Source organism: Sphingomonas sp. HMP9 (assembly GCF_013374115.1).
GTDB lineage: Bacteria > Pseudomonadota > Alphaproteobacteria > Sphingomonadales > Sphingomonadaceae > Sphingomonas.
Genome location: NZ_AP022673.1, coordinates 2,206,566 through 2,225,439, shown reverse-complemented (window position 1 = coordinate 2,225,439; position 18,874 = coordinate 2,206,566). Strand labels below are relative to the sequence as shown.

The 18,874-nt window shown below is 62.1% G+C and carries 17 protein-coding genes and 1 pseudogene; 14 read left to right on the top strand and 4 right to left on the bottom strand.

What is annotated here, in order from left to right:
• Positions 1–76 precede the first annotated feature (76 nt).
• A complete protein-coding gene (locus HMP09_RS09840; protein ID WP_176500216.1) occupies positions 77–718 on the top strand; it encodes a hypothetical protein in 642 nt (213 codons plus the stop codon).
• Positions 715–1,131: a hypothetical protein gene (locus HMP09_RS09835; protein ID WP_176500215.1), complete on the top strand. Its 417-nt coding sequence runs from the start codon at positions 715–717 to the stop codon at positions 1,129–1,131. The genes HMP09_RS09840 and HMP09_RS09835 overlap by 4 nt, the downstream gene beginning before the upstream one ends.
• A 538-nt stretch (positions 1,132–1,669) precedes the next feature.
• On the opposite strand, the gene HMP09_RS09830 is transcribed toward HMP09_RS09835, so the two are convergent.
• A complete protein-coding gene (locus tag HMP09_RS09830) occupies positions 1,670–3,106 on the bottom strand; it encodes an 8'-apo-carotenoid 13,14-cleaving dioxygenase (RefSeq protein ID WP_176500214.1) in 1,437 nt (478 codons plus the stop codon).
• Between the two features lie 117 nt (positions 3,107–3,223).
• On the opposite strand from HMP09_RS09830, the gene HMP09_RS09825 reads away from it, so the two are divergent.
• Together HMP09_RS09825 and HMP09_RS09820 are read left to right on the top strand one after the other, a co-directional pair.
• Positions 3,224–3,790, top strand: coding sequence for a TetR/AcrR family transcriptional regulator (locus tag HMP09_RS09825; RefSeq protein ID WP_176500213.1), 567 nt, complete (start codon positions 3,224–3,226; stop codon positions 3,788–3,790).
• Between the two features lie 351 nt (positions 3,791–4,141).
• Positions 4,142–5,257 carry an IS110 family transposase gene (locus HMP09_RS09820; RefSeq protein WP_176500188.1) on the top strand — a complete coding sequence of 372 codons (1,116 nt, stop codon included), beginning with the start codon at positions 4,142–4,144 and terminating at the stop codon, positions 5,255–5,257.
• A 379-nt stretch (positions 5,258–5,636) separates the two neighbouring features.
• On the opposite strand, the gene HMP09_RS09815 is transcribed toward HMP09_RS09820, so the two are convergent.
• Both HMP09_RS09815 and HMP09_RS09810 read right to left on the bottom strand, forming a co-directional pair.
• On the bottom strand, positions 5,637–6,179 hold the full coding sequence (locus tag HMP09_RS09815; protein WP_332103217.1) for a LysE family translocator: 543 nt from the start codon (positions 6,177–6,179) through the stop codon (positions 5,637–5,639).
• A 193-nt stretch (positions 6,180–6,372) separates the two neighbouring features.
• The gene (locus HMP09_RS09810; RefSeq protein WP_176500211.1) at positions 6,373–6,957 is read right to left on the bottom strand and encodes a cysteine hydrolase family protein; all 585 of its coding nucleotides are present in this window, start codon (positions 6,955–6,957) and stop codon (positions 6,373–6,375) included.
• Between the two features lie 90 nt (positions 6,958–7,047).
• On the opposite strand from HMP09_RS09810, the gene HMP09_RS09805 reads away from it, so the two are divergent.
• Positions 7,048–7,989 carry a GlxA family transcriptional regulator gene (locus tag HMP09_RS09805; protein ID WP_176500210.1) on the top strand — a complete coding sequence of 314 codons (942 nt, stop codon included), beginning with the start codon at positions 7,048–7,050 and terminating at the stop codon, positions 7,987–7,989.
• A 155-nt stretch (positions 7,990–8,144) separates the two neighbouring features.
• Here the strand turns inward: HMP09_RS09805 and HMP09_RS09800 are convergent.
• A pseudogene (locus tag HMP09_RS09800) lies at positions 8,145–9,100 on the bottom strand (IS630 family transposase).
• Positions 9,101–9,378: 278 nt separating this feature from the next.
• On the opposite strand from HMP09_RS09800, the gene tnpC reads away from it, so the two are divergent.
• The 9 genes from tnpC (at position 9,379) to HMP09_RS09755 (ending at position 18,867) form a co-directional block, all read left to right on the top strand.
• Positions 9,379–10,662 (top strand): IS66 family transposase, encoded by a 1,284-nt coding sequence (gene tnpC, locus HMP09_RS09795; protein WP_176500209.1) that lies wholly within the window; start codon positions 9,379–9,381, stop codon positions 10,660–10,662.
• A gap of 313 nt (positions 10,663–10,975) precedes the next feature.
• Positions 10,976–12,163, top strand: coding sequence for a citrate/2-methylcitrate synthase (locus tag HMP09_RS09790; RefSeq protein WP_176500208.1), 1,188 nt, complete (start codon positions 10,976–10,978; stop codon positions 12,161–12,163).
• 125 nt (positions 12,164–12,288) lie between these two features.
• Positions 12,289–13,335: a TauD/TfdA family dioxygenase gene (locus HMP09_RS09785; RefSeq protein ID WP_176500207.1), complete on the top strand. Its 1,047-nt coding sequence runs from the start codon at positions 12,289–12,291 to the stop codon at positions 13,333–13,335.
• Between the two features lie 11 nt (positions 13,336–13,346).
• The gene (locus HMP09_RS09780) at positions 13,347–14,735 is read left to right on the top strand and encodes an MmgE/PrpD family protein (protein ID WP_232090868.1); all 1,389 of its coding nucleotides are present in this window, start codon (positions 13,347–13,349) and stop codon (positions 14,733–14,735) included.
• Positions 14,735–16,123, top strand: coding sequence for an acyclic terpene utilization AtuA family protein (locus tag HMP09_RS09775; RefSeq protein WP_176500205.1), 1,389 nt, complete (start codon positions 14,735–14,737; stop codon positions 16,121–16,123). The genes HMP09_RS09780 and HMP09_RS09775 overlap by 1 nt, the downstream gene beginning before the upstream one ends.
• Complete coding sequence (locus HMP09_RS09770; RefSeq protein ID WP_176500204.1) at positions 16,116–16,421, top strand: DUF4387 family protein; 306 nt, start codon at positions 16,116–16,118, stop codon at positions 16,419–16,421. Before HMP09_RS09775 ends, HMP09_RS09770 begins: the two co-directional genes overlap by 8 nt.
• Positions 16,315–17,166, top strand: coding sequence for an alpha/beta fold hydrolase (locus HMP09_RS09765; RefSeq protein ID WP_332103216.1), 852 nt, complete (start codon positions 16,315–16,317; stop codon positions 17,164–17,166). The genes HMP09_RS09770 and HMP09_RS09765 overlap by 107 nt, the downstream gene beginning before the upstream one ends.
• Positions 17,163–17,570: an acyl-CoA thioesterase gene (locus HMP09_RS09760; RefSeq protein WP_176500203.1), complete on the top strand. Its 408-nt coding sequence runs from the start codon at positions 17,163–17,165 to the stop codon at positions 17,568–17,570. Before HMP09_RS09765 ends, HMP09_RS09760 begins: the two co-directional genes overlap by 4 nt.
• Positions 17,560–18,867 (top strand): MFS transporter, encoded by a 1,308-nt coding sequence (locus HMP09_RS09755; RefSeq protein ID WP_176500202.1) that lies wholly within the window; start codon positions 17,560–17,562, stop codon positions 18,865–18,867. Before HMP09_RS09760 ends, HMP09_RS09755 begins: the two co-directional genes overlap by 11 nt.
• The last annotated feature ends 7 nt before the right edge of the window (positions 18,868–18,874 follow it).

The following is an 18,874-nucleotide window of genomic DNA, read 5'->3' as shown; positions in this document are numbered from 1 at the left end:
TAGCACCGGCTCACCGCATAATCGTCGACCTGACGCAGAAATCAAAAGTTTTGCATCAAGACGAGGGTCGTAACTCATGTCCATGTCGAGTCTGACTTATGATTATTTGAATAATCAAAAGCAGGTCTTAGCAACCGACGGCAGCCGGATCTGCGGAGTTAACTGGACGATTGTAGATAATCCGGCCATGATGTGTGCCCAAACTGCTCGGGAGAGTGCCGTGGATAGAACGGCTGCATTATCACCAACAGAAAAGGTGGGCGAGGCAATCCGCCTTTCTCTTCCGCATCTTCCCACCGAAGCGCGTCAGATCGTCGCGTCGCTACTCGAACCGCGTTCGCTAGCAATTATCGGCGCATCGGTAGTCGCGTGGGCGGGCTCGCATTTGATCGGCGTCGGTGAATTTGTCGATGTGATCCTGCTCGCGGTCGGGGTAGTCGCGCTCGGCTTTTCAGTGTTCGAAGGCGCGCGCGAGATGCTGGATTTCGCGGAAACCGCGGTACGCGCTCGAAGCGAGCGGGAACTCGATATCGCCGGTAAGCACTTCGCGCGGGCGGTGACCATCCTCGGCATATCCACCGTGCAGGCGGTACTTCTGCGTGGCGGCACCCGCGCGGTGCGTAGCCGCACCGCGCGGTGCGTAGCCGCGGCGTGCCTCGCTATCAACCGATGGAACCGGTCGGCCCGCCGCCGCCAGCGGGCAACCAATTGCGCGTGACCCGACCAGCGACGCTGGACAGCCTTGGCGTCACCGATGAATATGGTGGCATCCAAGTATCCCGCGATCAATCCTTGAGCGAGCAGCGGCTGACGCTGCTACACGAATTGGTACATCGCTTCTTTTCACCAAGGACCGGGCGGTTGCGCCGCTTTCGCGCATCGCTGAACATGACCGGCTACACCCGCTCCGCGTTGCTGCGCTACATCGAGGAAATGCTGGCGGAAGGTTATGCCCAGCTCAAAGTAAACGGGTTGGCGGCGGCAGTGAGGCAGTGGCGCTTTCCCCTTTTGTATGGCTACGTGACCGTCAGCCAAGTAGCGGTAGAAGGACAGGCGATAGGTACAGTTGTGCTAGGTGGGGTGCTGATGCGCGTGTCGGTTTCCACTGGCCCAAGGCCGGCTGTCCGATGATCGCGGAGGGCGAGGCTGTCGCCATTGCGCGCGCCCAAGCTGAAGCGAATGGATGGTCGTTTGCAGAACCAGTCCGCTGCACGTTCCGGCGCGGCTGGTTTGGCGGTCGTGATCGCTTCGAGATTGAAACCAACGCCGGGCGACGTGGGACCAAAGCACGGTTCACCGTCGACGTGGAAAGCGGAGCAATAGTCGATCAAGGCTACTTGCCTCGCTAACCTGGTAGCATCGTCGGGAAAATAGCCACTTTTCCGGCTGGGATTTGTCAGATGATGATCGGTCAATTCCTGCCATTCGTGATGCGAAACTCACGAGTTCCGCATCAGACTGAAAGCGACCCAAACCAAGAGCTTCCATGATGCACAAATCCGATGCACATCAGCGGGACGTCGTTGGACGAGAGTGCTCTCGATGACGCCGGTCGCCGGGGTAGTGCTTTGTATGCCATCCTTCGTCTCCGTTGTTCGAGCGGGCCCCCAAGGCGGCACCAAGGCGGATGTCGCGGCTCTCGCCGATCCGGGTTCGGGAACACCATTCATCAGGCGGGCACCCAGTTGCCATGGAACCCGGGCGGGACCCGGTGCGGAAGGTGGATCGTCGCCACCGGCTCGCCCGTGATCGCCCGCGCGTCGAGGATGGCCAGGTCTGTCGTCTGCTGGTTCGAGTCGACCACCAGCCCGATCAGCCAGCCCTCATCCTCCGCCGCATCAGCCGAGGCGGGAATGAACACGAACTCGCCCGGAAATCGGCCCGGCCCGAAGTCGTGGATCTCCCGCGCACCCGTATGGAGGTCGTGCTTGTAGAGCTCCGTCCCGCCGCTGAAGTTGTTGGTGCTTACGGGGAGGGAGATCGCGTAGGCGTAGCGGTAAGGCTGGCCCCAGAGCCGGTCGTCGGGTCGCGGATACTCCTGCGGGTTGCCATCGATAACCTGACGGTCCACGGCGCGGGTCAGGAGATCGACCGTCCAGCGCTCGAACCGCCCGACGGCATCGGGCCCTTCCGCCTTTGTGTCGAACATTCTGTCGTAGGCGACTACGTCGAGGATCACCCGCCCGTCCGGGTGGTCGTAGGCATTGGCGACATGGAATACGAACACCGGGTCGAGGTCGCACCAGATTATGGAGTCCGCGCCACCATCGCGAGGCAGCAGGCCGACACGAGCCTGGTGCTTGGGGTTCCAGCGGTACGGAAGCTTGTGACCAGACAGCAGCGACCCCATTGAAAAGGTCACCGAGAGGTCCAGAACGACGAAGTACCTTTTCGTCAGGGCACAGTCGTGCGCCATTGGGCCATCCTCGACGGGAATGGCGAGGTCGCGCAGCACTTTCCCATCGTCTGACAGGACGACGTGCCGCAGCTTGTCGGGCGAGTTGGGCTCATACGCGACCGCATGATGCTCGCCGGTAGACCAGTCGCGATGCGGATGGGCGGTGAACGAGCCCTTGAGCGTCCCGTCGAACGGGTTGTGCTCCTGGTGGCCTAGCTCACGGTCCAGCTCAACGGGAAAGGCGGCGGCTTCGCAGAGCGCGTAGATGCGGCCGCCGATCGACTGGACATTAGTGTTGACGTTGTCGCTGCCGTGCCGGGGCCCCGGCGCCGGAGCCTCCCCAAGATGCTTGCTTACCTTAGTGGAGCGCACGAACCTGTTACGGTAGGAGATGGCCCGCCCGTTCCGCAATTCCAAGCCGTGGATCATCCCGTCGCCGAGGAACCAGTGCCCCCCTTTGGTCGGCGGGTCGATCGGGTTCGGTCCGTTGCGAAGATACACGCCGTTCAGGGTGGCAGGTATTGTGCCCGTCACGCTGAGCTCGGTAAGCGTCAGCTCGTCGCGCATCGGCTCGTGCACGCCCGACTGGAACGGATGTTCGGCCCCGGCCACGGTACCGATTAGCGAACGCGCCTGATGGCTGAGTTCAGCGACAGCACCAACGGCAATTTCAGCACCGCGTCGGATAACGGCAGTAGGCGAGTCCATGACAACCTCCATTCAAACTAACACCGTTAAGATTGGTATAGTTCGATCGGAGTCAAGATGGCATTGGAAAATGATGATCGCCTTTGCTCGAATGGCGCATTCGCCTAACTCCCCTCAATGCCCATAAAGACGTACCACCACGGAGACCTGCGCACAGCTCTCCTTGACGCCGGTCTTAAAATACTCAGCGCGGACCCTGTCGAGCAAATCTCGCTGCGCGAGATCGCGCGTCGCGTCGGGGTGAGCGCGCCGGCCGTCTATCACCACTTTCCGGACAAAGCGTCGCTTTTGGCGGCCCTCGCCCGCGTGGGCCTGACGCAGCTCGAGGAAGCCGCAGCGGCGGCTTCGGATGCTGCTGGCGGCGGACAGCAAGGCTTCTTCGCCACGGGTCGCGCGTACGTGGAGTTCGCCGTCGCCAATCCCGCGCTCTTCAGGCTCGTGATGACGCTCGACCCGTCGCTTAGCCAGCAGTCTAAGGGATCGGCAGACCTGATGGTCAACGCGGCTCGGTTCGCGCCCGAAGGAGCGGACGTGCAAACCTACTCCCTGCAGTGCTGGTCGCTCGTGCACGGACTGGCAATGCTGTTTCTTGACGGGCAGGTGCCGTTCGACCGAAATCTGGTGGCGTCCATCGTCAACGTGCAGAGCCTCCTCGGAGTTCGTGAGGCGGTGCCGCCGACCTGATGCCCAACCGCCCCACTCAGAGGCGCCATCTACCAACGCCTGCAGCACGCTGCCGAAGCGCACCGTTCCTACGCCGCGCTCGCACCGCGCCGGACCACCGCGACATCAAGGGCGGTTGCCTATCGGGCAACTTTCGCCGAGTTCTTCATTTGGAGGTATGACGTCTTCTTGACAGCCGTAACTGACCGGCTCGCAGCGGGCTGATCGACCTCCCGCCGAGCGGAACCGTCACCTACATCAGGATTGGCGAGTTGAAATCCGGAAGGTCATCAGCATTAGACCCGATGACTGCGGGAAGCCTTTGCGGCTCTGAGATGTTGGCGATGGAGTAGTCAGCAACGGAGGCGAGTCATGACGGATGTGGCGAAGTATATCGGGCTGGATGTGCATAAGGCGACCATCGCGGTCGCGGTTGCCGAGGGCGAACGCGGGGGTGAGGTCCGCTTCGTGGGCACCGTAGCCAACGATGACGATGAGATCAGGAAACTGGTCAAACGACTGGCAACACCAGGCGCGACGCTGAGCTTCTGCTACGAGGCTGGTCCTTGCGGCTACGGGTTACAACGTTTGCTGATCAAGCTGGGGCAGCCGTGCATCGTGATCGCGCCGTCGATGATGCCGAGGCGGCCGGGCGACCACGTAAAGACGGATCGGCGAGATGCGATGACGTTAGCACGCCTGTTGCGGGCGGGGGAACTGACGGCGATCTGGGTACCGGATGAGGCACATGAGGCGGTGCGTGACCTGATCCGCGCCCGGCGTAGTGCGCAGGACGATGCGACCGCAGCCAAACAGACTGTCCGCAGCTTCCTCCTTCGACACGATCGTCGTTTCGGAGGACGGTCTGCATGGACGAAGATGTATTGGCGATGGCTATCCGAACAGCGCTTTGATTATCCGCATCAGCAGCTGGCGTTTGAGGAGCTTCAGAAGCGGGTTTTAGAGGCTCAGGCCCGTGTCATCCGTCTCGAGTCAGCGCTTGGCGAGGCGGTGGCGACATGGCATTTCGCCCCGCTGGTGCGCGGACTTCAAGCCCTGCGTGGCATCAAGCTGGTCAGCGCTGCCACGCTGGTGGCCGAAATCGGCGACCTCACTCGTTTTGATAATCCCAAGCAGCTGATGGCGTATGTCGGCCTTGTCCCGTCCGAGCACTCCAGTGGCGCGCGCACCCATCGCGGCCGCATCACCCGAGCGGGGAACGCGCAGGCACGCACCACGCTCGTGGAAGCGAGCTGGTCCTATCGGCTGCCGGCGCGTGAGGAACGGCGTTACCGGGAACGCGTCGCCGATCTGCCGGAGGAGGTTCAAGCTATCGGCTGGAAAGCGCAGGTGCGACTATGTCAGCGTTTCCGTCGATTGTCGGCAACCGGCAAGCCGCAGCCCAAGGTAACGACCGCGATCGCGCGCGAACTGGTCGGCTATGCCTGGGATATCGCACGCCGGATGGCGCCTGCGAAGGCCAACTGATTTGCCAGTGGCGACAACAAGAGGAGGCGCCAGCGCATCAGCTGTATAGCCTTGGCCGGCGTGCCGCGGGCACCCGACTGTGATGGGCAATCCACGGTGTACGGTGGGGCAGGTTCGTCCGACGCCCGAACTTAGACGGAGGATAGGCCCAGCGACGGATACGGGTAGTGCGGTGACCAATCCGCGGATGAGAGCTTGATCAATCGTCGTCGATCAGGAGTCCGCGGCACACCCGCCAAGGTTCAAACAGTCGCTGGCGTTGGCGTCAGCGGAGGAGTAAACTTGGCCAGCGTCTCAGATGGCAGTCATGAGAGCGTACGTTTTGGAGCCTTCTCTCACCGCCTCATAGATTGTCAGATCGCAGCGTTGTCAGAAATCGTTACGCCTTGGTGAATGCGAGAACGACCCCGAACCCAGTGAACATGCTCCCTGTCACGCGATTGAAGAAACGCTGCCGTGCCGGCTTCGTCAGGAACAGCGCGATCGACCGGCCCCCGAACGAATAGCAAGTCATCCAGCTCGTCTCGATAACCGCGAACGTCGCAATGAGGATGGTGAACTGGCTAGCCGCATCGCCCCGCTGGTCGACGAACTGCGGCAGGAAGGCAGCGGCGAACAACAGCAGCTTGGGATTGCTCAATCCGACCACGAGACCGTTGCGATAGAGGCGCAGCGCCGAGCCGAAAGCCACCGCGCCATGATCCGGACCCTTGCCCTCGACCGGTGCCCGCCATGCCTTCACGCCGAGATAGAGTAGATAGGTGGCACCCAGATAGCGTAGGATCGCGAATAGCTCGGGCGACGCCACCAGTACGGCTCCCATGCCGGCCGCCGACGCGGACAGCACGAGAACGAGCGCCGTCAGACAGCCCGCCATCGTCGCAATCGAACGCCACACGCCGAATGCGATACTGCGCGTCATGACGTGAAGCATGTTTGGACCAGGCGTGCCGCTAAGCAAGGCTACGGTGCAGACGAACACTATCCAGGTATTCAGCGCCATAACGTTCCTCAAAGGTCGCAGGGTTCAGGCAAGGGGCGCGGCATAGGCATCGGGATCGAGTACAAAGGCCAGGGAGAGGCCGATTGGCATGGGTCTAAGCGACGACCAAACCCTACTGAGCGGTTACCAGCGGCCCGCGGGTTTCCAATGCGCGCAGCGCGTCGTCGGTGCTGATAATCGTAGCGAATTCCTCTGAAAGATCACTCAGCGCTGCGGCGTGGACCTGCCCGGCGGGTCGCATCCCGCCGTCCAGGCCCACGCGATCGAATGTCGCAGTCGCGTCGTCGACCAAATAGACGGTGAAGCCGAGATTGCCTGCCATCCGGACCGTGGTTGAGACGCAATGGTTCGTGGTCAGGCCAACCACAACCAGCGTGTCCACGCCCGCGTCGCGCAGATCCTGTTCCAGGGTCGTTCCGATAAAGCCGTTGTTGGTCGCTTTCACATAGATCGGCTCGCAAGACGCGGGCGCTGCCTCGGGCTTGGGATCATATCCTGCCGTGCCATGGAAGAAGGTGCCCGCAGCAGAACGAGAGGAGTGATGGATATGGCGGACACATCGACCGTCCCGTCGCCAAGCAGCGATCAACCGGCCGATGTTCGCTTCTGCGTCCGGATTGTTGCGTGGTCCCCAGGACGCATCGAGAAAGCCCTGTTGAACGTCGATCACGAGCAAGGTCGCATTGGTCGGCAGCATCGGCCTTGTCCTTAAAAGCGGGGGAGTGGCTCATCCGACCATAGCGAAATCGAGTCTGGCGCAAAGGACAATGAGCCCTTAAAAAAGGTCATGACGCACTGCATCGGCTTCTATGTCCCTCCCCATCATCAGCTGCTCGATCTGGCGGGGCCACTGGACGCCTTCAACGCCGCAAATGCGGCGTCGGGGCGGCAGCTTTATAGGTGGCGCGCCCTGTCGCGGGCGGGCGGGCAGATGACGAGCGGTGCGGGATTGCGTGTCGAGACGACTCGGGCAGATGACGACGCACTCGACACTCTGCTAGTGGTCGGGGGCGCGATCAACGCCGTGCGGCGTCAGGATGAGGTCGCAACCGTGAAGCGGGTGGCTGCCCGCTCTACGAGGATCGCCAGTGTATGCACGGGCGCTTTCTTGCTTGCTGGGGCGGGATTATTGGACGGCAGGTGGGCCACGACGCACTGGTCGCGTGCACGGGAACTGCAGGAAAGCTTCCCGGCCGTGTCGGTCGAGGCTGACCGTATCTACGTAGCCGATGGCCCGGTATGGACGTCGGCGGGCATTACCGCTGGCATCGACCTGGCGCTGGCGCTGATTGAGGCCGACCACGGCGTCGAACTGGCGCGCCAGGTATCCCGCGAGCTGGTCGTCTATCACCGGCGTCCCGGTGGCCAGGCGCAATTCTCCGCTTTGTCGCAGATGGAACCCGAGTCCGACCGGATGCGAGTGGCGCTCGCCTTTGCGCGCGAGCACCTTTCAGAGCCGCTGCCGATCGAGCGGTTGGCCGCGGCCGCGAGGCTCAGCCCGCGTCAATTTTGCCGCACTTTCCGGATGGAGACCGGGGAGACGCCCGCCAAAGCGATCGAACGCTTACGCGTCGAAGCAGCGTACCTTCGCCTTCAGGACGGGTCGGAGCCGGTGGAGGTGATCGCACGGGCCGTCGGCTTCAACGACCCGGAGCGCATGAGGCGAGCGTTCGTGGCCCGCTATGGCCACCCCCCGCAGGCAATACGCCGGATTTCGCGTCTGTCCTGAGATTGCTTGACCTCCCCAACAACCGCTGCCTCAAGAAGCTCAGCGGCCTCATACCCTACGACTACATCGCCAAAATCTGGACTTCAGAGCCGGAGCAATTCATCGTCAACCCAATCCAGCAGATGCCGAGACTAAACACCTAGAGCATCGAGCGTTTAATCTGGTACATACCCTGCCGCTTTGAAGTAATTCCAACATTCATCGTCGGAATAGAGGTCGCAGATGCTGCCGACCGCCTTCCACAGCCTCGATGGTTCTGGCCCCGATCCGGCGGAGATGGGCCTTGAGTTTGGCAAAGGCCATCTCGATCGGATTGAGGTCGGGCGAGTAGGCTGGAAGGAACAGGAACCACGCGCCGCGCGCCTCAAGGATCGCCTTGGCCTTCTCGCTCTTGTGGCTGGACAGGTTATCGAGGATCACGACGTCGCCCGGCTGAAGCGTGGGCGCGAGCTGGGTTTCGACCCAGGTCTCGAAAATCTGACGGTTCATCGGGCGGTCGATGATCCAGGGCGCGGTCAGGCCGTCGCAGCGCAGGGCGGCGACGAACGTCTGGGTTCCCCAATGGCCAAAGGGTGCACGCGCCTTGTAGCGCTCTCCACGCCGCGCGCGTCCACGCAGTCGCGCCATTTTCGTCGTAGTGCCGGTTTCATCGACGAATATCAGGCGGTGCGGCTCCTGGCGCATCCGGGGCTGACGCGCGCTACGCCACGTCCGACGTGCCTCAGCTACGTCCTGGCGTACGGCTTCGGTGGCCAGCAGTGTTTTTTTTGAAGGTGTACCCCAACGTCCGTAGAAACCGCGACACTGAGGCGGGATGGACAACCACGTCGCGTTCCGCTGCCAGCCGTGCTGCCAACTCCGGCATGGTGATATCACCTTGCCTATCAACCCAGCGGATCAGGATATCCCGGTGAGCGGCCAGCTTGCCTTGCCCAGGTGGTCGTCCCTGCCGGGCAGGTGCCAGCGATCCCGTCTCCGCCATCCGTTTCGCAAGACGTACACCGGTACTCGCACTGACACCAAACCGCCGCGCTGCAGCCCGCCGGGAACCGCCCCCCGCTATCTCATCGTACACTCGAACCCGAAGATCACCAGAATGCGGTTTGCCCATGACACACCTCCGGTACCAGTGAATCACAGATCGATGCCGATGTGAATCCTACGATTCAGGTTTCACGTTCGACGCTCTAGGCGATCACTGAGGTGGTGCCGAGAATTTGGACAGGAGGCTAAGCTATCCCGGACGTGAGCGATGGACGGCAATGAAGACGACGCGGACGAGGTACACGGGCGAGTTCAAGGCTTAGGTTACACTACATGCGATCCGGGCCAAGATCGTAATTACCCACCCCCCTTGCGGATTAGCGCGATCGCTGATTCAAAGGGTGTATGGGTCGTCCGGATCTTGAGCGCCTGAGCCGCGAAGAACTGATCGAGCTGGTGCTGCGTCTGCAGCGTCCAGACAAGACGTCGCGGACATCGTCGAAGCCGCCCTCAACCGACCGCAAGGAGCGGCGCGCGGCATCGCGGCCCGGCGGTGGAAAGCCAGGGCACGAGGGGCATAGCCGGATACTGAGCGAGGCATTCGATCGCGCGATCGATCATCGTCCGGACACCTGCACGGGCTGTTGCGCCGCACTGCCAGCCGATCTGGCTGCCGAGACGGTGAGCGAGTACGATACGCTCGAACTCCCGCCAATCAAGCCGATCGTAGAGCGCCACAGGCGGTTGGCGGTCCGTTGCCCATCGTGCGGGATGCGCGTTGCGGCAGCGTTGCCCGAGGCAGCAAAAGGAACGCCGTTCGGCGCACGGATCCATGCGATCGCGACCTATCTGAAGACCTTTCAGGCGCTGTCCTACGAACGACTTCAGGGGGCGTTTGCCGACCTGTTCGGCCTGACGATCAGTCAGGGCGGCCTGATGAACATGCTCCGCCGTGCACAGGAGCACTTCGTGGGCGGACGCGAGGACGCGGTGTCGAGCTTGCGTCAGGCAAGCGTCGTCAGCTCGGATGAGACCGGGGTGCGTATCGAAGGCAGCAACTCATACCACTGGGTTTTTCGGTGCGACCGTGCCGTCGTTCACACAGCGGCCCCGACCCGCGGCGCGATCGTGGTACGCACCATGATGGACGGGCATCGCCCGGACGTCTGGTGCTCTGACCGCTATGCAGCCCAGCAAGGTCATGCCGATGCACACCAGGCCTGCCTCGCCCATCTTGCGCGCGATGTCGCCTACGCGCTCCAGAACAGTGAGGACTTCTTGCCGATGCGCCTCAAACTATGGCTTGGTAAGGCGTTCAGGCTGGCCAGGAACATCCGCCATCTCGCACCATCCACGATTGCCGCCAGGCGACGTGCTCTGGAGCGAACCATCGGCGATATCCTCAATACGGCGACGGCGTGCGATCTGACGCGAAAGCTCCAGAACAAGTTTGCTCGCGCCAGAGAGCAGCTCCTGACCTTTGCCTATTGGCCCGGTCAGGTCGAGCCGACCAACAACGCGTGCGAGCGCGACCTTCGCCCCGCTGTCATCCAGCGCAAGGTCACCAACGGATACCGCGCCATGTGGGCCGCCCAAGGCGAAGCCGATGTCAGGACCGTCGTCGCCACCGCACGTCTCACGCCCGGTGCCGACATCTTCGGTACGATCGCAGCAACCCTGGGCGCCTAAAAATCCGTCAGATTGGGGGGTGGGTAATTACCCAAGATCGACGCCTGAGCCGGAATTATAACAAGAGCCGTCCTCACACATCGCTGGGCTGGCTGACGCCGATCGAATATGTGCTGCCGCGGCTGCCAAAGCAACCGAATGAACGTCGGATATTTACCCTCGAACTGGATGAGAAACCGGGGGACCCTCAAACACTGGCCGGTCTCTGGTTGCCGCTGGATAAAAGGCGGGGATCACATCAGCCGCGATGCGAACATGCTATAGCAAGCAATCTTAAATAGCCCTACGGGCGGGCAGGGGTTAACGCGAAACAGTGAACTCACTTTACTACACCGCTGAGGAGGCCGCTGCTGCGCTGGGTATCAGCGTCAACAGCCTCTACGCCTATGTTTCGCGAAAGCGCATCCGGACTCAGACGGCCACTGGATCAAAAGCGAGCCTGTATTGGCACGAGGACATTGATCGGCTGGCGAAGCGAGGCCGGGAAACCGCGAGTCCGGCTGCCGACGCCAATCTCGTGCCTTCGACCGCAATTACCCTGCTGACAAAGGAAGGTCCGTTCTACCGTGGCCGCTCGGCTCTTGCGATGTCTCAGACCTGTTCAATTGAAGAAGTCGCTGCGCATCTCTGGCAAGTAGAGTACGTCGACGTTTTCGCCGATGAAGCGCCTCCGTTCGCCTTAGCCATTCCAGCGCTGCACGATCGACTTGCTCGGCTAGATACGATTGACCGCTTCATCAGCCTGCTGCCTATGTTCCAAGCCGAGAACGCTCGCAGCCATGATCTCGACCGGCTGGGCCATGCCCGATCGGGCGCCGACATTATTCGCAGGTTCGCGGCCGTACTCGTCGGCGACCGAAGCTCGTCATCAGAGCCAATCCATCAGTATATCGTCGACCGCATGAAGGCGCCGGCTGATTATGCCGACATCGTGCGCCGCTTGCTCGTATTGGTTGCCGATCATGAATTGGCGCCCGCAACGTACGCGGTCCGGGCAGCGGCAAATGTTGGGGTCACACCCTATCAAGCGGTTGCGGTTGGACTGAACACGACGAGGGGCCGTCGCATCCTGGCGGGGCGCACATATGCAGTGCGTCGGCTGATCGAGGAAATTGTCGCGGCGCCAGATCCTACGCTCCCAATACTTCAGCGCGTACGCGCCGGCGATCCGCTGCCCGGATTCGATGGCGGCGTGTACCGCACGGTCGATGTTCGCGCGGCATCACTTCTCGCCGCGTTGCGCGAGCGCTTTGGGCAGGAACAACATGTCAGCCGCTTGTTCCGCGCGCTGGAGGCCGCGCGGGATGTGGCAGGCGCAGAGCCTGACGTCATCTTGCCGTGCATCTTTGTCGAACGGGAAATTGGATTTCCACACAGTGACGGCGTTTTGGCCCTCGCGGGGCGGCTGGTCGGTTGGGTCGCGCATGCGGGCGAACAGCGTGAACATGCCTCCGTAGTTCGATTTGGGGCGGCTTACAGCGGTATATTGCCCATGGAGTAATGGCAGGCATTGAATGTTGACGTTATGCATCAAGATTGACGCATATTTGATTGGCAAGCATTGCACTCTCAACCCGCGACCGATGCAAAGAAATCGGGCGCTCGTCGAGAGGGCGTACCATGACGATGACTTACGACATTCCCGCTGCGTGGATGGCCGCTGACCTCGCGGATCCGGCCGAGTGGATTATCGAGCTTACGCCTGAGCAGATTGATGACATCGATCACGCAATGCGACAGAGCGTCGCAGCCGGTCTCGAACTTTCCGATCTGACCAAGGAAAACTTTCCGCTTTCCTCAATCGACCGGATCGCACCCGCAATTCTCGACCGGCTCGAAAATGGCCGCGGGCTTGTCGTGCTGCGTGGTTTCCCCGCACTCAACTACGACAAGGAGCAACTGCGTCGCATCTTCTGGGGTTTTGGCCTCTACGTGGGTACGGCCGTGTCGCAGAGCAGCACCGGCGACCTCCTTGGCGACGTGAAGAATTTCGGTGCCGACGTGAACAGCACGACCGGGCGCGGCTATATGTCGAAGCAGGCGCTCGGTTTCCACACCGACACTGCGGATGTCGTCGCGCTGATGGTGCTCCGCGCAGCCAGGAGCGGCGGGCTCAGCTTGATCTGCAGTTCGGTCGCCATCCGCAACGAGATCGCGCGTACCCGTCCCGACCTTCTCGAAGTGCTATACCAGCCCTTCTACTGGAGCTGGAAAGGCCAGGAAGCGCCGGGCCAGCAACCATATTACCAGCAACCGATTTACAGCGATCACGCGGGTAAGTTCTCGGCCCGAGACATCAAGACGCACATCTTCTCCGCGCACCAGGATCACCCCGAGTTGGGTGAGCTGAGTCCCAAGCAGCTGGAAGCGATGCATCTGGTGAACAGCCTAGCGCAGCAGCCCAGATTCCACTTCAGCATGATGTTCGAGCCCGGCGACATTCAGCTACTTAACAATCACGTGACCTATCATTCGCGCACCGAGTTCGAGGATTTCGACGAGCCCGACCGCAAGCGCCACCTGCTGCGGATGTGGTTGTCGGTCCCGAACAGCCGTGATCTCAGCCCGGCCATGAGTCCTATTTACCAGGACCAGCGGGGCGGCGCAGTCCGCGGCGGGTTCCCGTCACGCACCGGCGAGCACAGCTTTGCAACGGTTGCGGCCAAGGATTGAGATCTGTGCTGATGACACCCCCTTCGTTGGCGACCACCCTCGCCGAACACCTCGCGACGATCAACCTGTCGCGCGCCTCGAACGACGCACGCCGATTTGCGGCGATGGCGGTGGTCGATACGATCGGCATCACGCTTGCGGGTGCCGCAGAGAAAGCAACCCTGATTGCCCGCCGTGTTCTTGGCGGCGAGGGCGCCAACGGTGACGCGATGATACTCGGCACGTCGCTCAGGACGCGCGTTCTTGATGCGGTGCTGATCAACGGCACCGCAGCACACGCGGTGGATTACGACGACATGGCGCGTAGCATGGGCGGACATCCGTCGGTGCCGGTGGTGCCGGTGGTCGTCGCTTTAGGTGAGCAATTGGGGAGCACCGGCGCACAGGTGCTGGAGGCGTTCATCATCGGTTACGAGGCTGAGTGCCGGATCGGTCGCGTCGTTCACCCACACCATTATGAAAAGGGCTGGCACCCGACCTCAACGCTCGGCGTGTTCGGTGCCGCGGCTGCGGCGGCCCGCCTCCTGAAGCTCGACGTGGAGAAGACCGCGATCGCGATCGCGATCGCCGCGTCAAGCGCATCGGGGATAAAAGCGAATTTCGGTACGATGGTGAAGCCGCTCCACGTCGGCCAAGCGGCGCATGACGGGCTGATGGCGGCGTTACTCGCGAGCGAAGGTTTCACCGCCAACCCAGGCGCGTTGGAGCATAAGCAGGGCTTCCTGCAGGCTTATGATGGTCTCGACCAAGTACATCCCGAGCGGATGCTCGCCGAGCGCGACACCCTCGAAGTCGAGCAGCCCGAGACGGGACTGAAGCAATTCCCGTGTTGCGGCAGCACGCATCCCGCGATCTTGGCAATGATTGCTCTGGCCGAGGCGGAGGCGATCGACCCGGCGCAGGTCACGGCCTTGCATATCCGTATGCACCGTATGCGCCTGCCCCACACCGACAACCCAGATCCACAGTCGCCGCTCGGCGCCAAATTCAGCCTGCAGTATGTCACCGCCCGCGCGCTCATCGACCGTCACGTCGGGCTCGCAGATTTCGAAGGCGATGCATATCGCCAACCCGCGATCCGCAGATTGTTGGCCGTGACTTCAATCGACGCGTTTCCCGACAAAGAAGACGGCAACGAGTTCGCCGCCCACGTCAAAGTAGATCTGGACGACGGACGGGTACTCACGGGGGAAGCCGCGAGCGCGATGGGCCGTGGACCGCGCGATCCGATGTCGGACGTAGAGATGTGGCGTAAGTTTTCTGACTGCGCCGTGAGCGTGCTGTCACCAGAGCAGACACGAGCGGCGTTCGATTCGCTCCAGAGGCTCGATAGCGAAATACCGATCCGCGACATTCTAGCGCCGTTCGCGATCACGCTTGCTGCCGGGCAAACCCGCTGATGTTCGAGCGGCTCACCCACACGATCAACGTACTGGTCCCCGTTGGGGCGCTCGGCACTGGCGTCCGTCCGCAGGACGTGGCGGCCGGCATCGCGCTCGGCGCACATGCCATCGCCTGCGATGCCGGTTCGACCGACAGCGGCCCAGCGTATCTCGCGACCGGCAAGTCCAAATACGCGCGCGACGCGATCAAGACCGACCTTGCCGTACTGATGAAGGCGCAGGCAAAAAGCGGTTTGCCGCTGCTGATCGGTTCATGTGGGACATCCGGCTGCGACGCGGCGCTCGACTGGACGCGCGATATCGCATTGGAGATCGCGCGCGAGCTGGGAGTCCGGCCCCGTATCGCGCTGCTCTATTCTGAACAGCAGCCGGTGATGATGGAAGCGATGGCAAGGGACGGGCGGATCACGCCGCTGGCGCCGCTGAAAGACAGCGACCCCAGCCGTTTCGCCGCCTGCGACCGGATCGTCGCGCTGATGGGGCCAGAACCCTATATTGCCGCGCTCGCGGCGGGCGCCGACATCGTCCTTGGTGGGCGTACGACCGACACCGCCGTCATCGCTGCGGTGCCGATCATGCGAGGCGCTGGGCTTGGGCCTGCTTGGCATTCGGGCAAGATTGCTGAGTGCGGCGGGCAGGCGACGGTGAACCCGCGCGACGGGGGCGTGCTGATCCGCGTCGGTCATGACGCATTCGAAATCGAACCACTGAGCGCGGACAATGCCTGCTCGATCGAGACGGTGTCAGCGCACATGCTCTATGAAAACAGTGATCCCTTCCGGCTTGTCGAACCAGGTGGGATCCTTGACGTAAGCAACGCACGATACGCTGATGTCGATGGCCGCGTCGTTGTGGTGTCGGGATCGGTCTTCGAACCTCGCCCGTACACTATGAAACTTGAGGGAGCGGCGGGAGCGTCGTTCCAGACGATCATGCTGGTCGGGATCAAGGATCCCGGAGTGCTGGCCGAGGTAGATCGCTTCGTTGCGCAGATGCACCATATCCTGACCGGGCGTGTCGTCGCGGCGATGGGAGACCGGGCGGGCAAATTCGACATATCGCTACGTCCCTATGGGTGGAATGCTGTCTCGGCAGAGGCGGTCACCGATGCCGTCGCACCGCGCGAGATCGGACTGCTGTTTGTCGCGACTGCGGCGACGCAGGAGATCGCAACGCAGATCGCCAAGACCTGCAACCCGTATTTCTTCCATATGCCGCTCGAGATGAACGCCGAGCTGCCAAGCTATGCCTTTCCCTTTTCCCCGTCCGAGATCGAGCGCGGGCAGGTTTTCGAGTTCCGCCTCAACCATGTCGTCGCGGTCGAAGATCCACTTGCGCTCGTCCGCACCGAGTACGCTGATTTGGGAGCGCCGACCGATGCCTAAGCTGCGCAACGTGTGCCGGCATGTCCGGTCGAAGAATGCCGGTCCTTATTGGATCACGGTCGATGTGTTTTTCGCAGATGCCGACGCGTACGCGCGCTACGCGGATGCGCCTGCGATCGGCGTGGCAGCGATGGGCGACCTGTTCGGGGTAGAATCCGCCCAGATCAAACGCTTCGCCGTGCCGGATCTCAATGTCGTCAAACTCTCCTACCCGAGAGCGCAACCGCAAGGCGGCGCGATCGAGCGCGATATGCACGGCGGGCAGCAATATGTCCGACTGCTTGACGTCGATGTTTGAGGACGCGTTCGCTCTTCGGGGTAACACCTTCGTTCTGGTTCATGGCGCGTTCCACGGCGGGTGGTGCTGGCGCGCCGTCTCGACGGCACTGCGGGATGCGGGTCACAGCGTATTCACCCCGACGTTGACGGGGCTTGGCGAGCGACGGCATCTGATGTCGGCCGCACTGACGATCGACACTTTCGTTTTAGACATTACCAACCTCATCGAGAGCGAGGATCTGAGCGAGGTCACTCTTATCGGGCACAGCTTTGGCGGGACGGTAATCAGCGGCGTCGCCGACCGAATGCCGCACCGGCTCAAGCGACTGGTATACCTTGACGCTGTGACGCCGCTGGCGGGCAAATCACTGTTCGACATGATGCCGGACGCGGAGCGTTCGGCCCGCATGGCGGCGCTCGCACGACTACCCGATGGTGGGACGCAGGTGCCAGCGCCGCCCGCGAAGCATTTCGGGATCGATGATGCCGCACAGGCGGCATGGGTCGACCGTCGCCTGACCCCTCACCCGACCGGTGGCTACACGTCGCCGGTGGTCCTCCGCAATCCGATCGCGAACGGTGTGCCGGCTGCGTACATCAGATGCACCGCACCGGTCTTTCCGATCAACGACCCCTGTGCCGCCTTCGCGGCGTCCCAGCCAAGCTGGCAATATCACGAGATCGCCACGGGACACGACGCCATGATCTCGGCGCCTGCCGAACTGGCGTCCCTGCTGCTACGTTTGGAAGGTTCGTCGACATGACGCTGCCGGTCGGCCCTGTCCCTCATTTACACCCCATCAAGGTCGTCAGCGACGACATCGACTTCATGGGACACGTCAATAACGCCTCCTATCTTAAATGGGTTCAGGCGGCGGTGACAGGCCATTGGCGGTCGTTAGCACCTGCGGACGCCGTCGCCTCGCACCTTTGGGTCGCTCTCAAGCACGAGATCACCTATTGCAAGCCCGCGTTCGCACACGACAACGTGTTCGCGATAACGCTGCTGACTAGGTTTCACGGCGTTCGCGCTTTCTACGACACCGTCATTCGGCGCGGCGAAGAGGTGCTGGCCGAAGTTCATTCGAGTTGGTGCTGCGTCGATGCCGAGACGTTGCAGCCATCGCGGTTGTCACAGCGCGTCGTGGAGTGCTTCCATGCGGCTTGAGGATCAGGCGCATACTGCCGGTCACGGAGAATGGCGGCGGGGATGGCCGCTCGTCGTCGGCGGGATGATTGGCATCGGCACCGGCTCGGGCCTGTACCAGAATCTGTCGAGCCTATTCACGCCCGGCATGATGGCCGATTTGCACTGGAGCCGCGGCGACATCGCGACCGCGGGAGGATTGGGCCTGGTGGGCGGGTTGGTCGCGCCTTTTGTCGGGCGTCTGACCGACCGCATCGGTGTGCGATCGGTGATCGTCGCCGCTATGCTGCTTCTCGGCATCGCATATGTCGGACTTTCGCGCATTTCCGGGTCGCTGTGGCAGTTCCAAGGCCTTGTACTGTGCTTGGTGCTCGCGGTGCCCGGCACCAGCGCGTTGGTTTATGGGAAGCTGATCTCGTCGGCATTCACCAGGTATCGCGGCACGGCGCTTGGCATAGCGACGTCGGGTCAATCGGTGACTACCATTTGCGTCCCGCCTGTCCTTAGCCTCATCATCGCCAGCGCGGGGTGGCGCGGCGGATTTCTGGCACTTGGTGTTCTGACCTCACTTGTCGCATTGCCGCTCGTACTATTGTCGATCCGCCGCGCGCCTTCGCTTCGCCTCGTGCAGCTTGATCGTTCGAACGGTTCACAATCGGACACCAACTACACTGGTCGGCAGGCTAGGCGGACCGGCACATTCTGGCGATTGGCTGTCGGGGTCATGCTCATCAACATGGGGACCGTAGGCCTGGTCTCGCAACTCGTACCATTCGGAATCGATCACGGCTTGTCTGCGACACAGGCGGCATTGCTGCTTGCCAGTTACGGATCGTCGCAAGTTGCCGGCCGCGTCGTTATTGGATTGCTGGTCGATCGTTTCAGACCGCAAACGGTCGCGGCCGGTGCTGCCCTATTCTCAGGGATAGGCTTTGCACTCCTGCAATTGTCCGAGCCGGGCTTCGCGATCCTGATGATCGCGGTGTTCGTCGCGGGGATCATGAACGGTGCGGAGCACGACCTCCTCCCGTTCTTCACCGGCCGTTTGTTCGGCCTTCGATCCTACGGGGAAATTTATGGCACGCTGCTGATGTTAGCGCTTATCGGCACCGCAACCGGCATCATCGGATTCGGTCGCCTGCATGATGCAACCGGAAGTTACGGGATCGCCTTGCTAATTTCGCTCGGCGGCATGGTCGCTGCGGCAGTGGCATTCCTATCGCTCAATGCCCCGCCCCCGGTCGCACTCGTCACAATTCCTGCCCCAGACGATGCAGCGCACAGAACTTCGGTCGATGACCAAGCGACGCCGGGATGATCGGGCG